Here is a 16,261-nt window from a genome sequence, read left to right as displayed (position 1 = left end):
CCGCGTCAGACCTGGTTCGGCAGCGCCTCTCCAGCCAAGTAAGCCGCGACATTATCCAGCGCCATATGGCCCATGTTGCTGCGCACTTCTTCTGTGGCGGTGCCCAGATGCGGCAGCAGGGTGGCGTTGTCCAGATCAATCAGCGCCTGCGGCACCTTCGGCTCGAACTCATAGACGTCCAGACCCGCCCCGCCGATGCGGCGGTTCTGCAGCGCCTCAATCAGCGCCGCCTCCTCCACCACTTCGCCGCGGGCAATGTTGATCAGATGCGCATGGGGCTGCATCGCGTTCAGCACCTCGGCATTGATCAGGTGATAGGTCTCCGCTCCGCCCGGAACCGCCACCACCAGGAAATCCACCTGCCCCGCCATCGCTGTCAGGCTTTCAGCGCGGTCGGCCGGGAAATCCAGATCCTTGGCGGAGCGCGCCACATAGGACACATCCATGCCGAACCCGAAGTGGCAGCGCCGCGCAATCGCCTGGCCGATGCGGCCCATGCCGGCGATGCCAACGCGTTTGCCGGTGGCGTGCAGCCCCAGCATCTGGGTCGGGTGCCAGCCCTCCCAACCGCCCTTGCGAAGCATTCGCTCGCCTTCCGAGGCACGGCGCGCCGACATCAGGATCAGCGTCATCGCTATATCGGCGGTGGCATCGGTCACCGCGCCCGGCGTGTTGGTCACCTCGACACCCGCGGCACGCGCGGCCTCCACGTCGATATGGTTGTAGCCGACCCCGAAGTTGGCCAAGAGCTTGCAGCGGGGCGTGCCCGCCTTGGCAAAGATCTCCGCCGTGAACTTGTCGCCCAGCGTCGGCACGACAATGTCGAACTCCTGCAGTGCGCGCAGCATCTCCGCCTCGCTCATCACCGCGTTGGTCTCACGGATTTCCAGATCGGCAAAGGCCTCCCGCGCCCGTGCCGTGACCGCTGCCGTCATCGGCCGCGCAATCCAGATTTTCATCTCAGTGCATCCTCCCGCCCAGCGGGACCTTTCCGTCGGGGCCCGCCAGGAATATCTCTCCGTTTTCATCCGGCAGGCCCAGAACCAGGATCTCTGACATGAACGTGCCGATCTGCCGCGGCGGGAAGTTTACGACGGCCAGAACCTGCTTGCCCACCAGCGTTTCCGGCATGTAATGCGCCGTAATCTGCGCTGAGCTCTTTTTTACGCCGATTTCGCCCCCGAAATCGACCCACAGCTTGATTGCCGGCTTGCGCGCCTCGGGAAACGGCTCCGCTCGGACCACTTCTCCGACGCGGACGTCGACCTTCAGGAAGTCGTCAAAAGTAATCTCAGCCACGCGACAGCTCCTGTGACCGCTCCGTTGCCGCCGCAACGGCGCGTTTCAGCAGCGGCGGGAAGCCGTCCCGCTCATCCATCAGCACTTCCAAGGCCGCCTGCGTGGTGCCATTGGGGCTGGTCACGTTGATGCGCAGCTGGCTGGGGCTTTCCTCAGCCGCCTCGGCCAGCGCACCGGCGCCGCCCACGGTTGCCTTGGCCAGTTTCATCGCCAGCTCCGCCGGCAGCCCCTGCGCCTCACCCGCGGCAGCCAGCGTCTCGATCAGGTGGAACACATAGGCCGGACCGGAGCCGCTGACGCCGGTCACCGCATCCATCTGGCCTTCGTTGTCCAGCCGCACGGTCTGGCCCACGGCCTGCAGCAGTCCTTCGGCCCGTTCCAAGTCCTTGGGCGCGGCGTGGGCATTGCCGATGATCGCGGTGATACCGCGGCCCACCGCGGCCGGCGTGTTCGGCATCGCCCGCACAATCGGGGTTTCGGCCCCCAGAATGTCCTGGAACGTTGCAATCGAGGTGCCCGCCGCCACCGAAATGAACAGCGTCTGGCCGTTGCCATAGCTTTGCAGCGTCGGCAGTGCCTCGCCCATCATCTGCGGCTTCACCGCAATCAGCACGATGCCCGGCGCCTTGGGCAGCTCCGCATTCAGGTGAACGCCGGTCCCCTTCAGCCAGTCCGAGGGGTTCGGCTCAATCACCCAGACCGAGGATGCGGGCAGACCGCCCTCCAGCCAGCCGGCCAGCATCGCCGATCCCATCTTGCCGCAGCCCAGCAGCACCAGCCCGCGCGCAGCGATTTCCTGCATATCCATCTTTCGCCCCTCCCCTAAATCTCAGGTTCAGGGAAAGGTTTACGCCCGCCCGTAAGCCTCTGCAATGGCGACCTGCATCGCCTCCTGCGGGCTGCGCTTGCCCCAGACCGCCAGTTGGATCGCCGGATAGTAGCGTTCCGCGTTGGCCACGGCTGCGTTCAGCATCGCGTCGATCTGCTGCGGGCTGGCCATCTGGCCGCCGGACAGCATCAGCCCATAACGGAACAGCATCAGCTTGTGATCCGCCCAATAGGTAAAGGAGCCTTCCCAGCACTGATCGTTCATCTGGTTGATCAGCTCATAGAGCCGCGGCAGCTCCGCCTCCGGCGGCTCCATCTCAAAGCTGCAGACCAGCCGCAGGCATTCCTCATAGCCCGACCAGGCCAGTGTCAGCGAATAGGTGCGCCACTGCCCTTCCACCGACATCGCGATCTGGTCATCGCCAACCCGGTCAAAGTCCCAGTCGTGGTGCGACGCCAGGGTCTCGACGATGTCGATGGGATGGATGTCTTCTTCCAGGTGAAGCTCGGATAGTGCCATGATGCCACCTCTCTATTTTGCCCGGCTTACGGGGCACAGAGGCGCCCAATAGCCAGGTTTTTGTGCTACGGGCCGGGGAGGCATCCCCGCTCCCATACTAAATATGGTGGGGCTGATTTCATAATCTGGCAACCCTTTATTTGGGGATATCTGCGATAACTTGTGGACGAACTATCCACAGCCCCCAAAATGCCGGCATTTTGCAGAGGGGTGCACTAAACGAGCGGGGCGCCAGAAAAGCCCCATATATTGCGTGGCCGTCAACCGCCTGCCGTGTCGCCGGCCACCGCCGGCAGCGCCGTACAGGCTGGCCCGCGGCGCAGCCTTCCAGCCGCAAGCCCGCAGGCCAGCCTGCTTCTCTCAGCGGAAGGCGGGACCGTGGGCCCAGACGGTCAGCGACCGGCGCGTGCCGCGGGTGACCGGCGTCACCTGGTGCAGCAGGAAGCTGGGAAACACCGTGCAGCTGCCCTGCACCCGGCTGGCGGCTACCACATGGGCGCCCGGCATGATTTCCAGTTCGCCGCCATCATAGGATCCCGGCTTGCTCAGCTGCACCACCAGGGTCAGCTTGCGCTTGCCCGCCACCGGCCCGTCTCCGATGTCGGAATGCCAGGTGAAATGACCGTTTTCCTCTCCCGCATAGCTGGCCACCTGCGGGCTTTCGGCAAATTCGCGCAGATCAAAGTTGAACTGCTCCCGGTTGGCCCGGCGCACCACAGAAATCAGCCGGTCCATCACCCATCCGGTGCCCGGCACGTCATCCAGCCACACCACGCTGGCCCGGCGCAGGTTGTGGTCGCGGGTCTGCCCCACCAGCCGCGCCTCGCTGTCCGGCTCCGCTTCTACTTTCCGTAAAATCTCCGCGCATTCCTGCGTGCTGAACGCATTGGGCACCGAATAGACCGCAACCATGCCACACTCCTCTTCAAGCAGCAGAGGCAGCATGTACTGGACAACACCTCCAGCGCTGGACGGTTTTCGACCCGGCGGGCAGAAAGCGACCTGAATATTTGCACGGCAGCCATGCACAGGACGCAAAACAAAGCCCGCCGCAGATCGCTCAGCGGCGGGCTTCAATTCAGCGCGGGGCGGACAGCCTGCCCCGGCCCAGGGCTCAGGCCTTGTCTTTCGCCTCCAGCGCGTCCAGCCGCGCCTTCAGCGCCTCGTTTTCCTCGCGCGCCTTCTGGGCCATCGCGCGCACCGCGTCGAACTCCTCGCGGGTCACGAAATCACGGTCGGCCAGCCAGCGGTCAATCATGCCTTTCAGCGCCGTGTCCGCCTCGTCCTTGGCGCCCTGGGCCACGCCCATCGCATTGGTCATCAGCTGCGAAATATCGTCCAGGATCTTGTTGCGGGTCTGCATGTTCTTCTCCGTCTCAAGGTTGTCCCCTATATGGGCAAGCAAAGCCGCGGCGGCAAGCCGTTGACTTCCCATAACCCGCAAAGGCATTCAGTCGCACATGCAGGCCTTGATCCAATTCCCCGACCTCTCGCCCGAGATTTTCTCGATCTCCCTCGGCTCGTTCGAGTTCGCCCTGCGCTGGTACGCGCTGGCCTATATCGCTGGCATCGTCATTGCCTGGCGCCTGGCGGTGGCCGCGCTGCGCCGCCCGGCGCTGTGGCCCGCCAGCCAGCCGCCGATGCGCCCCGAACAGGTCGAGGATCTGCTGACCTGGATCATTCTCGGGGTGATCCTGGGCGGGCGCCTGGGGTTCGTGCTGTTCTACCAGCCGGCCTATTACCTGGCGAACCCTGCGGAGATCCTGAAGATCTGGCAGGGCGGCATGGCCTTTCACGGCGGCCTGATCGGCGTGGTGCTGGCGACGCTGATCTTTGCCGCGCGGCACAATATCCCGAAACTGCAGATCTCCGATCTGGTCGCCCACACGGTGCCGCCGGGGCTGCTGCTGGGGCGGCTTGCGAATTTCATCAATGCTGAGCTGTGGGGCCGCCCGACGGACCTGCCCTGGGGTGTCGCCTTCCCCGGCCAGGCGGCGCAGGACTGCGGCCAGGCGCTGGGTGAGCTTTGCGCCCGCCACCCCTCCCAGCTCTATGAAGCCATTCTGGAGGGGCTGATCCTCGGCGCCGTGCTGCTGTACCTCGCCTGGCGCCGGGGCGCCTTTCACACCCCGGGACGCCTCTTGGGCGTGTTCCTGGCGGGCTATGGCCTCGCCCGGTTCATCGTCGAATTCTTCCGCCAGCCGGACGCGCAGTTCGTCACCCCCGGCAACCCGCTGGGGCTGGCCTGGCACACCGGGGGCATCGGCCTGACGCAAGGCCAGGCGCTGTCGCTGCCGATGATCGCGATCGGGCTCTACTTCCTGATCCGCGCCCGGCAATCCGCCCGGAGCCCGGCATGAGCCTGATGGATCACCTCACCGCCCGCATCAGGGAGGACGGCCCCATCTCGGTGGCGGACTACATGTCGGAGTGCCTGCTGCACCCGCAATTCGGCTATTACACCACCCGAGACCCGCTGGGGGTTCAGGGCGATTTCACCACCGCGCCGGAAATCAGCCAGATGTTCGGCGAACTGCTGGGCCTCGCCCTGGCCCAGGCCTGGCTCGATCAGGGATCGCCTGCCCCCTTCACGCTGGCGGAACCCGGCCCCGGCCGCGGCACCCTGATGGCGGACCTGCTGCGCGCCACCCGCGGCGTGCCGGGGTTTCATGCGGCGATGGAAATCCGCCTGATCGAGGCCTCGCCCGCCTTGCGTGCGGCGCAAGCCAAGGCGCTTGAGGGCTATGCCCTGGAATGGCTGGACAGTGTTACAGACCTGCCGGACCAGCCCCTGTTCCTGGTGGCAAACGAGTTCTTCGACGCCCTGCCCATCCGCCAGTTTGTCCGCAGCGGCGGGCACTGGAGCGAAAAACGCATCGGCCTCAGGGACGGCGCGCTCAGCTTCGGCCTTGAGGCCCCCGCGCCGCAGCCCGCGCTGGACCACCGGCTGGAAGATACGCAAGACGGCGATGTGGTCGAACTGTGCGAGGCCGCCGGCCCCGTCACCGCCGCCATCGCCGCGCGAATCGCCTCCCGCGGCGGCGCGGCGCTGATCGTGGATTACGGCGACTGGCGGGCGCTCGGGGACACCCTTCAAGCCCTGCGCGCGCATGAACCTGCCGATCCGCTGCAAACGCCGGGCAAGGCCGACCTTACCGCCCATGTGGACTTTGAAGCGCTGGCCATGGCCGCAAAAACCAATGGTTGCGGCTTCACCCGCCTCACCCCCCAAGGGGTATTCCTCGAACGGCTCGGCATCACCGGCCGCGCCCGCGCCCTCGCCGCGCCGCTGCAGGGCGAAGGTCTGGAAACCCTGATCGCCGCACATCGGCGGTTGACGCACCCGGAGGAAATGGGAAACCTGTTCAAAGTGCTCGGTCTCTACCCTTCGCAGGCCGCCCCTCCGCCAGGATTGAACCCATGACGCTTGAAATTCTGACGTCCGAACTGCTTGGCCCGGTGCGGCACGGGTTTTTCACCCGCAGGGGCGGTGCGTCTTCCGGCATATACAAGGGCCTCAACTGCGGGCTGGGTTCGACCGATCAGCGCGAGGCGGTGCAGATCAACCGCAACCGCGTCGCAGCCGCGATGGAGGTCCCGGCAGAGCATCTGAGCGCGGTGCACCAGGTCCACAGCGCAGATGTGGCCGTTATCACCGAACCCTCGCAGGACCGCCCGCGCGCCGATGCGATGGTCACCAATGTGCCGGGCCTGGCGCTGTCGATTCTGACCGCCGACTGCCAGCCGGTGCTGTTTTCCGACCCCGAAGCGGGGGTTATCGGCGCCGCCCATGCGGGCTGGCGCGGCACCCTCGACGGGGTGCTGGAAGCCACTCTGGACGCCATGGAATCCCTCGGCGCCCGGCGCGAAAACACCGCCGCGGTGATCGGCCCGACCATCTCCCAGCGCGCCTATGAAGTCGGCCCGGAGTTCTTTGACGACTTCATGATGCAGGACGACGCCTACGCCCGTTTCTTTGCCAACGGCGAGGGCGGCCGCTACCTGTTCGACCTGCCGGGCCTGGGCCTGCACAAACTGCGCGAGGCCGGCGCCGGCGCCGCGGAATGGACCCGCCACTGCACCTATTCCGATGCGGAGAAATTCTTTTCCTACCGCCGCGCGACCCACGCGAAAGAGGCCGACTACGGCCGCCTGATCTCCTGCATCCGGCTTTAAGCGCCCGTTAACCCGGCGAATTGTGGCGGATTTTAAGAAATTCCGCCGCAATTGCTGTCTTCCGCCGGGTAAGCCGCGCTCAAAGGGCAGAATTTTCCGTGCCAAATCAGCCGCCTAACCGTGCCCACCCTGCCCGCCTGCCAGTCCCAGGCGCGGACGCTCATGCAGTGAAAATGCCCCGGGCTGGTCATATTCGCGGCGCAAAGATTACCCATAACGAGGTCAGAACAACACAAAACAGCCGCCGCTCCGCAGAAGGGCGGCGCTGCCGGGCGAAGGACAGACCGACCATGAAAATGAACAAGCGTTTCATTGCCTCCATCATCCGCACCGCCAAGAGCGAAACCGTGACCCTGCCCTGGGCTGCTGCACGCCAGCCTGCCGGCCAGGCGCCCAAGCGGAAACTGAGTTAACGCCGGGGACGGGTGCCCGCGCGGCGGTCAGCACTGGTGCAGCTGCGCCAGCCCGTTGCCGCCGCCCGGGCACCCAACCGGACTGGCAAAGGCCGGACCGGTCTTGACGCTTCATTAGCAGAATCGCCTTAGCACCATCCCGGCCTGCCGCTGGGTCCCGCCCGCAGCGGCAAAGGGCCGGCCGTTAACCAGTTTGCTTCAGATTCTTTGACAATTCGAATTAAATCCCGCCTTTTGGGCACATATAGATCGTTCAAGCGCGTCTGTGTTGCCGGTGGGGGCCGATGCAAACGGGCAGTTTGAAAGGAGAGGTCCGCAAATGACCATCCCCCATTCGCTGCAGAGGGCTGCAGCCAATGCCGTCGAAGCCAATGCCTTCCTGCAGGACCCGGCAGTCCTGCGCGCGGCCAACAAACCGCAGCTGCGGCGGTTCGAGGTCAGCAGCCTGCTGCCAAGCGGTGCCATCTCGGAAACCCGCCACATCGCCCCGGCGCTGCCGCTGTTCGAGGACGCCTTCTGCGCGTTTTCGCGCGGCTCGCTGGTCGAAACCAGCGCTGGCCCGGTGGCGGTCGAGGATCTGCTGCCCGGCGACGAGCTGCTGACCAGCGGCGGCGGCAGCCAGCCGCTGGTCTGGATCGGCCGCACCAGCTTGCTGCCGGCCCGGCCCGGCAGCCGCGGCCGCAGCCACCGCCTCACCAGCTTCATGGCCGACAGCCTGGGCCTGCAGAAACCGGCCTCCAGCCTGATCGCCGGCCCCGCCGCCCGGCTGCTGCGCACACCGCCGCACATGCAGAGCAGCGGCAAGGGCCCGCTGCTGACCCCCGTTGCCGAGTTCCAGGACGGCATGAGCATTTTTGAAACCGCGCCGCCGACACCGGTGGACATGTACCACCTGTGCCTGCCCCGCCATGCGGTGATCATTGCCGGCGGGCTGGAGTTTGAAACCTACCACCCCGGCCCGGATGCGCTGAAGCTGGCAAGCTATGCGATCAAGACTTTGTTCCTGAACCTGTTTGCCCATGCCGACAGCATCCAGGACTTCGGTCCGCTGGCGTATCCGCGTGCCGACAGCCAAGGCCCCGCCGCCAGCGGCACGCTGCTGTAGGCGCCATCCGGCGGACCCGGCACTTGCATACGGCAGGAGGCACGGCCCGGCACCGCCGGACCGGCCCGCCGGCCGCCGCAGTGGCAAGGGTCAGTTCATGCCGCGCACATAACGCACCAGCTGGCTGGCGTTGAACTGCTCTTCGTCGATGATGCTTTTCATCAGGTCGCCGATCGAGACGATCCCGGCCAGCTGCGCGCCCTTCAGGACCGGCAGGTGCCGGACATGCTTTTCAACCATCAGCGCCATGCAGGCTTCGGCGCTCTGCCCCGGTTCGACGCTGGTGAAATCCGTTGCCATAACATCGGCAAGCGGCGTCTTCGGAGAGGTCTTGCCCGCCAGAAAGACTTTGCGGGTATAGTGCCGCTCGGTGAAAATCCCGGCCAGCCTGCCGCCGGACATCACCAGAACCGACCCCACGTCCTCCTCCGCCATCAGCTTCAGGGCATCGACCACCATGGCCTCCGGCGGAAGCGTGTGCAGCCTCTTGTCCTTGCCATCAAGTATTTGCTGAACAGTTGCCATCGTTACACCTCCAGTCGGCGGAACAACGACCGGGTCAAACCGACATACCGGCATGCCCCGCCCTTTCAGCATCCGGCGTTTCCGCCGCCGCGTCGATGATTTGGATCAAGAAACAGTGACTTGGATCAAGAACGGTGCACCGCACCTCGGATGCGGCGCCGCAGGGCCGACGCTGGCTCAGGCCTCGCGGGCCAGCCGCTCCTCCAGCACCTCGAACGGCACGCCCGGCTCATCCTTGGCGCCGCGGATCACCAGCGAAGTCTTGACGCTGGCCACATTCGGCGTGGTCAGCAGATCGGCGGTCAGAAAGCTTTGAAAGGTGCTGAGATCCGGGGAGACGCATTTCAGGATGAAATCCACCTCGCCGTTCAGCATGTGGCACTCGCGCACCAGCGGCCAGCTGCGGCATTTCTCCTCAAAGGCGCTCAGCTCCACCTCGGCCTGGCTCTCCAGCCCCACCATGGCAAAGACCTGCACCTCGAATCCCAGCTCGCGCGCGTTCACATCCGCATGATAGCCGTGGATCAGCCCGGCCTCCTCCAGCGCCCGAACCCGGCGCAGGCAGGGCGGTGCCGAAATGCCGACCCGCTTGGCCAGCTCGACGTTGGTCATCCGCCCATCGGCCTGAAGCTCCGACAAAATCTTGCGATCAATCGGATCTAGACGGGTTGTGACCATGCCGGAAACTCCTGTGAATTTTGCGTTTCTTATAGCACCGCCACTGGGCCGCGCAATAATGTTTCATCGCCGCGCAATATTCTTTGCACTCCGAAGGTGCAAGCCGCAATCCCGGGCGGCTTCCGCAAATCTGCATCCCGCGGCATGCAAAGGCTGGGGGGTTTAAGCCAGCGGGTCCTGCCGCTATATGCATTTCCTGACGGCGGCAAGCCCGCCATGCTGCTTACGTAAGGGACGAACATGAGCGAGACGCGCCACACCAAGGTTCTGATCATCGGCTCCGGGCCTGCCGGCTACACTGCAGGGGTCTATGCCTCCCGCGCCATGCTGGAACCGATCCTGGTTCAGGGCATCGAGCCCGGCGGCCAGCTGACCACCACCACCGAGGTCGAGAACTGGCCCGGCGACACCGAGGTGCAAGGCCCCGACCTGATGGTGCGGATGCAGGAGCACGCCAAGGCGATGGGCACCGAAATCATCGGCGACATCATCACCTCGCTCGACACCTCCTCCCGCCCGTTTGTGGCCAAGGGCGACAGCGGCACCACCTACACCGCTGATGCGGTGATCCTGGCGACCGGCGCCCGCGCCAAATGGCTGGGCCTGGAATCGGAAGAGAAGTTCAAGGGCTTCGGCGTCTCCGCTTGCGCCACCTGCGACGGCTTCTTCTACCGCGGCCAGGAGATCGTGGTGATCGGCGGCGGCAACACCGCCGTGGAAGAGGCGCTGTTCCTCACCAACTTCGCCTCCAAGGTGACCCTGATCCACCGCCGCGACGAGCTTCGCGCCGAAAAGATCCTGCAGGACCGCCTGCTCAAGAACGACAAGATCGAGACCCTGTGGTTCCACACCCTCGAAGAGGTTGTCGGCACCGACAACCCGCTGGGGGTCGAGGGCGTCGTGGTCAAGAACGTGCAGACCGGCGAGCTGAAGGAAATCCCCTGCAAGGGCGTCTTTGTCGCCATTGGCCACGCCCCGGCGACCGAGCTGGTCAAGGACGTGCTGGAGCTGCACAACGGCGGCTACGTCAAGGTGAAGCCCGGCTCCACCGAGACCTCGATCCCCGGCATCTATGCCGCGGGCGACCTGACCGACCACAAGTACCGCCAGGCGGTGACCTCGGCCGGCATGGGCTGCATGGCGGCACTGGACGCCGAACGCTTCCTGGCAGAGCAGGACTAAAAAATTCACAGGGCTTCCCGGTTTTGCCGGGGGCCCTGACACCGCCCGCAGCCGGGGCTTCTGCCTGCTTCCCGGCACGCCTTCGCGGCTTTCGCGCGCTCCGCAGACCGCAATAGAATCTGCCAGCCCTGCGCGCGCCTTACATGTTCAGGTTCAGCCGGCAGGCGCACTGCGCCGGAGTCGAACGCGCCTCGCCTGCCTCTGCGTAAAAATTGCGCAACCCTATGATTAAAATAGACTTATCAGCGCGGCCACCTTCGGCAGGCAATTGCTAAAATGCGGCTTACTTCCCGCGGCACCTTAACCCGGCGTTAGCGGTTGAGGCGCGAAACCTACTGAAAAACACCGCAACCAAATCCTTTTCTGCCGGGGGCTTTATGGCTATTCGCACCTTAAGCGCGTTCAACGCGAACGCATTCACTGTGGATGGCAGCTCCCCCTACATGTCCTCGGGCAGCTCGATCATCAACAACTCCGACACGCCCGTCGGCACGGTGTTCACCTACGATTCCAGCTACCCCATCGAACAGGTCACCCTGGAGGACACCGCAGGCAGCGCCGACATCATGGAGGATGACAAGGAATGGGGCCACAAGATCATTGATGGCGGCTCCATGGTGGCCAGCGGCACCCCGGTGGAGGCCGAATCGCACCACTACGTGCAGGAGGTCGATGCATACGGAACCCCGTTCGGCCCGGTCATCACCATCACGGTATTCTCGCAGAACGGCTACACCTCCGATGTCTGGGGCTTCTCGACCGACACGCCGCTGAAGGATGGCGCCCGCTACGAGAAAATCTCCGGCAGCAACTACGGGTCTTCGGAATACTCCAGCTTTGTGCCCTGCTTCGTCTCCGGCACCACGATCTGCACCGATCAGGGCCTGCGCCCGGTGGAGCGGCTGCGCCCCGGCGACATGGTGCTGACCCGGGACAACGGGTTCCAGCCGGTGCTCTGGGCCGGCATCCGCCAGGTCGGGCGCAGCTGGATGCAGGCCTGCCCGCACCTGCAGCCGGTGCGGATCGCCGCCAACGCCTTTGGCCCCGGCCAGCCCTCGCAGGATCTGTGGGTATCGCCGCAGCACCGGCTGCTGCTCAAGGGCGCAAACTGCCAGATGCTGTTCGGCGAGCCGGAGGTGTTCGCCGCCGCCAGCCACCTGCAGGCGCATCCCAATGTCAGCCAGCCGCAGGTGGACCGCACCACTTACGTCCACCTGCTGTTCAGCCGCCATCAGGCGGTGTTTTCCAACGGCATGTGGACCGAGAGCTTCCAGCCGGGCGCCCGCGCCCTGGGCAAGGACGCAGGCGCCACCCGGCAGGAAATCCTGGAGCTGTTCCCGGATCTGGCCCGCGATGCGGGCAGCAGCTACCCGGCCGCCCGCATGGTTCTGAAACAAAACGAAAGCCGCCTGCTGGCCGCACTGCCGCACGCCTGACCCGCCTGCCGCCTTGACCGGCGCGCGCGCGGCCCGCAGTCTGCCCCGGACACCCCAAAGCAGGAGGACCGGATTGGCGAGCGCGCTCTGGCAGGGCAACTGGATCACCCGCACCCGGATCATCACCGGCCTGGTGCTGTTCACCTATGTCTTCTTTCATTTCATCAATATCGGCCTGGGGCTGCTGTCCCCGGTCTGGATGGAGGAGTTCCAGGACGCCCGCCAGCTGATCACCCGCAGCTTTCCCGGCGGGCTCATCCTCTACGCCTCCCTGATCCTGCACGCCGGTCTGGCGCTGTGGAACCTGGCCCGCCGCCGCAGCCTCAGGATGCGGCCCGGCGAGGCGCTGCAAACCCTGCTGGGCTTTCTGATCCCGCTGCAATTGCTCAGCCATCTGCTTTTCACCCGCTATTCGCATGAAATCCACGGCGTCAACGACGAGATGGCCTATGTGATCGTGCTGATGTGGGCCTCGCCGGAGGCCTGGCAGCAAAGCGCGCTCTTGCTGGCGGTCTGGATCCACGGCTGCATCGGCCTGCATTACTGGCTGCGCCTGACCCGCTGGTGGCGGCAGCTCATCCCCTGGATGGCGGGGCTGGCCGTGTTCATCCCCGGCTTCGCCCTGGCCGGCTTCCTGACCGAGGGCCGCCGCATCCATGGCCTGTTCGTGGAGGGCAGCCAGCGCCCGGCGCTGATGGAAGACTTCAACTGGCCCAGCCGCGAGGTCTTTGCCGAGCTGTTCCAGACGGACAACCGCTGGTTCGCCGCATTCCTGATCCTGCTCGCCCTGGCAGCGGCGGCGCATGTTATCAACCGGCTGCTGCGGCGGCGCCGGGCGGTGCGCATCCGCTATGCCTTCGGCCCCGAGATCCGCGCCGAACGCGGCCTGACCCTGCTGGAGATGTCCCAGGCAAATGGCGTCCACCACACCTCTCTCTGCGGCGGCAAGGGGCGCTGCACCACCTGCCGGGTTGTGGTGGAGGAAGGCAGCGAGGCGCTGCCGCCGCCCGCCCCGCCCGAGGCCCGCAGCCTGGCCGCGGTCAAGGCGCCTGCCAATATGCGCCTGGCCTGCCAGATCCGGCCTGAGACGCCGCTTACCGTCACCCGCATGTTCCGCCCCGACGGGCGCAAGGGGCGCGCCCATGCCAGCCAGGGCAGCGAGCAGCAGCTCGCCGTCCTGTTCCTCGACATGCGCGGCTTCACCGCCCGTACCTCCGGCCAGCTGCCCTATGACGTTGTGTTCCTGCTCAACCGGTTCTTCGACGCCATCGTCCCCGCCATCATCGCGGCAGGCGGCACCGTCGACAAATACCTCGGCGACGGCCTGCTGGCGCTGTTCGAGGCCCCAAGCCCGGCCCGTTCCGCCCAGGCCGCGCTGGACGCCGCCGCCGCCATCGGCACCGCGCTGCAGGACTTCAACGCCCGGCTGGCAGCGGATGGCGAGCCGCAGATCCGAATCGGCATCGGTGTCCACTTGGGTCAGCTGGTGCTGGGCGAGATCGGCAGCGCCGGCCATGCCCCGCGCACCATCATCGGCGGCAGCGTCAACACCGCCAGCCGCCTGGAAGCCAAGACCAAGGAGCTGGGAATCGAATTGCTGGTTTCCGCCCGCGTGCTGCAGGCCGCAGGCTATGCGCCGGACCGGTTTGCCCTGCAGGAGTTCCAGCTCAGAGGCGTCTCCGCGCCGCTGGCCGCTCTGCCGGTGGAACACGCGGCCGCCCTGCCCCGCCTGCTTGGCAAGGAACAGGGTTGAGCCTGCCGCCCGCCAGCGGGAACACCTGTTTGCGGCCCCGCAGCTGCCCTGGACGATACCGTCCGCCAGACACGCCGCCGGGGAATATTCTGCCGCACACACGGATGCGTTGCACCAAAACAACTTGGCAAAAAATCGCCAATCCGGCCTAAATTGCGCTTTGCTTCCCGGCCGAACCATGCAATGCGTTCACGCGTGAACACACTTTTAACCCGTTGAGCCTACTGCTGCCCGCCGTGACCGACATTGCGACAATATCCACCCCGGACGAGGAAGACCTGCTCTTCCGCCTCCTGCGCCAGCTCGATACGGCGCCGGATGCGTCGCAGCGTGTGACCGCTGCGGCGCTGGGGATTTCGCTCGGGCGGCTGAACACCCAGCTTCGGCTGGCGGCAGAGGGCGGCCTGATCACCGTCAGCGCCCGCCCCGGCCCCGACAAACGGCAGCGGTTCGCCTATTCGCTCACCACCCGGGGCGCTGCGGAAAAAGTGCGCCTCACCGATCGTTTCCTCGCCCGCAAGCTCGCAGAATACAACGCGCTGCATGCGGAACTCACCGGCTCCGCAAGCGGCCTTCCCCCTCTCAAACACAGGACCCATCCGATGCAAAGCAACCTGGCTCCCATCCCTGAGCTTTATGTCTCCTACGAAAGCGCGCAGAAACTGAAGGTCGAAGCAGCCGACCTGGTCAGCTGGGACCTGACCCCGCGCCAGATCTGCGACCTGGAACTGCTGATGAACGGCGGTTTCAACCCGCTCAAGGGCTTCCTGTCCGAGGCCGACTATGACGGCGTTGTCGAAAACATGCGCCTGGCGGACGGCACCCTGTGGCCGATGCCGATCACCCTGGATGTGTCCGAAGACTTCGCCGCCAAGCTGGAAGCGGGCCAGGACATCGCGCTGCGCGACCAGGAAGGCGTGATCCTCGCCACCATGACCGTCACCGACAACTGGGTGCCGAACAAGGCGCGCGAAGCGGAGAAGGTCTTTGGCGCCGATGACGACGCTCACCCGGCGGTGAACTACCTGCACAACACCGCGGGCAAGGTCTACCTGGGCGGTCCCGTGACCGGCATCCAGCAGCCCGTCCACTATGACTTCCGCGGCCGCCGCGACACCCCGAACGAGCTGCGCGCCTACTTCCGCAAGCTGGGCTGGAACAAGGTCGTGGCCTTCCAGACCCGCAACCCGCTGCACCGCGCCCACCAGGAGCTGACCTTCCGCGCCGCGCGCGAAGCCCAGGCCAACCTGCTGATCCACCCGGTTGTCGGCATGACCAAGCCGGGCGACGTCGACCACTTCACCCGTGTGCGCTGCTATGAGGCGGTTCTGGACAAATACCCGGCAGCCACCACCACCATGTCGCTGCTGAACCTGGCGATGCGCATGGCCGGCCCGCGCGAGGCGGTCTGGCACGGCCTGATCCGCAAGAACCACGGCTGCACCCACTTCATCGTCGGCCGCGACCACGCGGGCCCCGGCAAGAACTCCGCAGGCGAAGACTTCTACGGCCCCTACGACGCGCAGGAGCTGTTCCGCGCCTATGAAGAGGAAATCGGCCTGAAAATGGTGGACTTCAAGCACATGGTCTATGTGCAAGAGCGCGCCCAGTACGAGCCGAACGACGAAATCGCGGACCGCGACAACGTCACCATCCTCAACATCTCGGGCACCGAACTGCGCCGCCGCCTGGCCGAGGGCCTGGAAATCCCGGAATGGTTCTCCTTCCCCGAGGTGGTCGCCGAGCTGCGCAAGACCAAGCCGCCGCGCGCCGAGCAGGGCTTCACCGTGTTCTTCACCGGCTTCTCCGGCTCCGGCAAATCCACCATCGCCAACGCGCTGATGGTCAAGCTGATGGAAATGGGCGGCCGCCCCGTGACCCTGCTGGACGGCGACATCGTTCGTAAGAACCTGTCGAGCGAGCTGGGCTTCTCGAAAGAGCACCGTGACCTCAACATCCGCCGCATCGGCTATGTCGCGTCGGAGATCACCAAGAACGGCGGTATCGCCATCTGCGCCCCGATCGCGCCCTACGCCACCACCCGCCGCGCCGTGCGCGAGGACATCGAACAGTTCGGCGCCTTTGTCGAAGTGCACGTTGCCACCTCGATCGAGGAATGCGAGCGCCGCGACCGCAAGGGCCTGTATAAACTGGCCCGCGAAGGCAAGATCAAAGAGTTCACCGGCATCTCCGACCCCTACGACGTGCCGCAGAACCCGGAACTGTCGGTCGAGACCGAGAACGTCGACGTCGACAACTGCGCCCACCAGGTGCTGCTCAAGCTGGAAAGCATGGGCCTGATCAAAGCCTGAGCCTGACAGCAGCGAGATATTGGAACGGCCCGCC

The 16,261-nt window shown here is 65.5% G+C and carries 17 protein-coding genes; 9 read left to right on the top strand and 8 right to left on the bottom strand.

Translation table 11 applies throughout. The features are described from left to right. Window positions 1–5 precede the first annotated feature (5 nt). The 6 genes from AC5STI_RS00740 to AC5STI_RS00715 form a co-directional block, all read right to left on the bottom strand. A complete protein-coding gene (locus tag AC5STI_RS00740; protein WP_495445227.1) occupies window positions 6–959 on the bottom strand; it encodes a 2-hydroxyacid dehydrogenase in 954 nt (317 codons plus the stop codon). A gap of 1 nt (window position 960) precedes the next feature. Then, entirely contained in the window at window positions 961–1,299 is a 339-nt protein-coding gene (locus AC5STI_RS00735) for a tRNA-binding protein (protein ID WP_475050693.1), read from the bottom strand. Further along, entirely contained in the window at window positions 1,292–2,107 is an 816-nt protein-coding gene (proC, locus tag AC5STI_RS00730) for a pyrroline-5-carboxylate reductase (protein WP_495445226.1), read from the bottom strand. Before proC ends, AC5STI_RS00735 begins: the two co-directional genes overlap by 8 nt. 39 nt (window positions 2,108–2,146) lie before the next feature. Next, on the bottom strand, window positions 2,147–2,647 hold the full coding sequence (locus AC5STI_RS00725) for a type III secretion system chaperone family protein (protein WP_027234835.1): 501 nt from the start codon (window positions 2,645–2,647) through the stop codon (window positions 2,147–2,149). A 360-nt stretch (window positions 2,648–3,007) separates the two neighbouring features. After that, complete coding sequence (locus tag AC5STI_RS00720) at window positions 3,008–3,559, bottom strand: 2OG-Fe(II) oxygenase (protein WP_475050689.1); 552 nt, start codon at window positions 3,557–3,559, stop codon at window positions 3,008–3,010. 202 nt (window positions 3,560–3,761) lie between these two features. Continuing rightward, entirely contained in the window at window positions 3,762–4,010 is a 249-nt protein-coding gene (locus AC5STI_RS00715; protein ID WP_421054680.1) for an accessory factor UbiK family protein, read from the bottom strand. A gap of 97 nt (window positions 4,011–4,107) precedes the next feature. Between AC5STI_RS00715 and lgt the strand changes: the two genes are divergently transcribed. From lgt to AC5STI_RS00690, 5 genes are all read left to right on the top strand, one after another. Further along, window positions 4,108–5,007 carry a prolipoprotein diacylglyceryl transferase gene (lgt, locus tag AC5STI_RS00710; protein ID WP_495445225.1) on the top strand — a complete coding sequence of 300 codons (900 nt, stop codon included), beginning with the start codon at window positions 4,108–4,110 and terminating at the stop codon, window positions 5,005–5,007. Next, entirely contained in the window at window positions 5,004–6,071 is a 1,068-nt protein-coding gene (locus AC5STI_RS00705) for a class I SAM-dependent methyltransferase (protein ID WP_495445224.1), read from the top strand. Before lgt ends, AC5STI_RS00705 begins: the two co-directional genes overlap by 4 nt. Then, window positions 6,068–6,823: a peptidoglycan editing factor PgeF gene (gene pgeF / locus AC5STI_RS00700; protein WP_475050680.1), complete on the top strand. Its 756-nt coding sequence runs from the start codon at window positions 6,068–6,070 to the stop codon at window positions 6,821–6,823. Before AC5STI_RS00705 ends, pgeF begins: the two co-directional genes overlap by 4 nt. A gap of 290 nt (window positions 6,824–7,113) precedes the next feature. After that, window positions 7,114–7,236 carry a hypothetical protein gene (locus tag AC5STI_RS00695; protein WP_490398175.1) on the top strand — a complete coding sequence of 41 codons (123 nt, stop codon included), beginning with the start codon at window positions 7,114–7,116 and terminating at the stop codon, window positions 7,234–7,236. Between the two features lie 319 nt (window positions 7,237–7,555). Beyond that, window positions 7,556–8,341, top strand: a complete 786-nt coding sequence (locus AC5STI_RS00690; protein WP_490398176.1) for a Hint domain-containing protein — start codon at window positions 7,556–7,558, stop codon at window positions 8,339–8,341. Window positions 8,342–8,431: 90 nt separating this feature from the next. On the opposite strand, the gene AC5STI_RS00685 is transcribed toward AC5STI_RS00690, so the two are convergent. Together AC5STI_RS00685 and AC5STI_RS00680 are read right to left on the bottom strand one after the other, a co-directional pair. Next, window positions 8,432–8,866 (bottom strand): CBS domain-containing protein, encoded by a 435-nt coding sequence (locus AC5STI_RS00685; protein WP_495445223.1) that lies wholly within the window; start codon window positions 8,864–8,866, stop codon window positions 8,432–8,434. Between the two features lie 177 nt (window positions 8,867–9,043). Continuing rightward, the gene (locus tag AC5STI_RS00680; RefSeq protein WP_475050671.1) at window positions 9,044–9,544 is read right to left on the bottom strand and encodes an Lrp/AsnC family transcriptional regulator; all 501 of its coding nucleotides are present in this window, start codon (window positions 9,542–9,544) and stop codon (window positions 9,044–9,046) included. A 240-nt stretch (window positions 9,545–9,784) separates the two neighbouring features. Here AC5STI_RS00680 and trxB point away from each other — a divergent pair, with 240 nt between their 5' ends. From trxB to AC5STI_RS00660, 4 genes are all read left to right on the top strand, one after another. Next, a complete protein-coding gene (gene trxB, locus AC5STI_RS00675; protein WP_475050668.1) occupies window positions 9,785–10,726 on the top strand; it encodes a thioredoxin-disulfide reductase in 942 nt (313 codons plus the stop codon). 377 nt (window positions 10,727–11,103) lie between these two features. After that, the gene (locus AC5STI_RS00670; RefSeq protein WP_495445222.1) at window positions 11,104–12,162 is read left to right on the top strand and encodes a Hint domain-containing protein; all 1,059 of its coding nucleotides are present in this window, start codon (window positions 11,104–11,106) and stop codon (window positions 12,160–12,162) included. A 73-nt stretch (window positions 12,163–12,235) separates the two neighbouring features. After that, the gene (locus AC5STI_RS00665; RefSeq protein WP_495445221.1) at window positions 12,236–13,915 is read left to right on the top strand and encodes an adenylate/guanylate cyclase domain-containing protein; all 1,680 of its coding nucleotides are present in this window, start codon (window positions 12,236–12,238) and stop codon (window positions 13,913–13,915) included. A gap of 236 nt (window positions 13,916–14,151) precedes the next feature. Further along, window positions 14,152–16,227, top strand: a complete 2,076-nt coding sequence (locus tag AC5STI_RS00660; RefSeq protein ID WP_495445220.1) for a bifunctional sulfate adenylyltransferase/adenylylsulfate kinase — start codon at window positions 14,152–14,154, stop codon at window positions 16,225–16,227. The last annotated feature ends 34 nt before the right edge of the window (window positions 16,228–16,261 follow it).

This window comes from Leisingera sp. CC-HEC096, from assembly GCF_059429235.1.
Note: the sequence above shows the minus strand (reverse complement) of the source record. Positions and strands in the feature narration are given on the sequence as shown.

Excerpts from the sequence above, each read along its gene's own strand:
- AC5STI_RS00690 (WP_490398176.1), top strand. The coding sequence starts at position 7,556 with ATGACCATCCCCCATTCGCTGCAGAGGGCTGCAGCCAATGCCGTCGAA.
- AC5STI_RS00740 (WP_495445227.1), bottom strand. The coding sequence starts at position 959 with ATGAAAATCTGGATTGCGCGGCCGATGACGGCAGCGGTCACGGCACGG.
- AC5STI_RS00685 (WP_495445223.1), bottom strand. The coding sequence starts at position 8,866 with ATGGCAACTGTTCAGCAAATACTTGATGGCAAGGACAAGAGGCTGCAC.
- proC (WP_495445226.1), bottom strand. The coding sequence starts at position 2,107 with ATGGATATGCAGGAAATCGCTGCGCGCGGGCTGGTGCTGCTGGGCTGC.
- lgt (WP_495445225.1), top strand. The coding sequence starts at position 4,108 with ATGCAGGCCTTGATCCAATTCCCCGACCTCTCGCCCGAGATTTTCTCG.
- AC5STI_RS00705 (WP_495445224.1), top strand. The coding sequence starts at position 5,004 with ATGAGCCTGATGGATCACCTCACCGCCCGCATCAGGGAGGACGGCCCC.
- AC5STI_RS00725 (WP_027234835.1), bottom strand. The coding sequence starts at position 2,647 with ATGGCACTATCCGAGCTTCACCTGGAAGAAGACATCCATCCCATCGAC.
- AC5STI_RS00670 (WP_495445222.1), top strand. The coding sequence starts at position 11,104 with ATGGCTATTCGCACCTTAAGCGCGTTCAACGCGAACGCATTCACTGTG.
- AC5STI_RS00720 (WP_475050689.1), bottom strand. The coding sequence starts at position 3,559 with ATGGTTGCGGTCTATTCGGTGCCCAATGCGTTCAGCACGCAGGAATGC.
- AC5STI_RS00695 (WP_490398175.1), top strand. The coding sequence starts at position 7,114 with ATGAAAATGAACAAGCGTTTCATTGCCTCCATCATCCGCACCGCCAAG.
- pgeF (WP_475050680.1), top strand. The coding sequence starts at position 6,068 with ATGACGCTTGAAATTCTGACGTCCGAACTGCTTGGCCCGGTGCGGCAC.
- AC5STI_RS00680 (WP_475050671.1), bottom strand. The coding sequence starts at position 9,544 with ATGGTCACAACCCGTCTAGATCCGATTGATCGCAAGATTTTGTCGGAG.
- AC5STI_RS00715 (WP_421054680.1), bottom strand. The coding sequence starts at position 4,010 with ATGCAGACCCGCAACAAGATCCTGGACGATATTTCGCAGCTGATGACC.
- trxB (WP_475050668.1), top strand. The coding sequence starts at position 9,785 with ATGAGCGAGACGCGCCACACCAAGGTTCTGATCATCGGCTCCGGGCCT.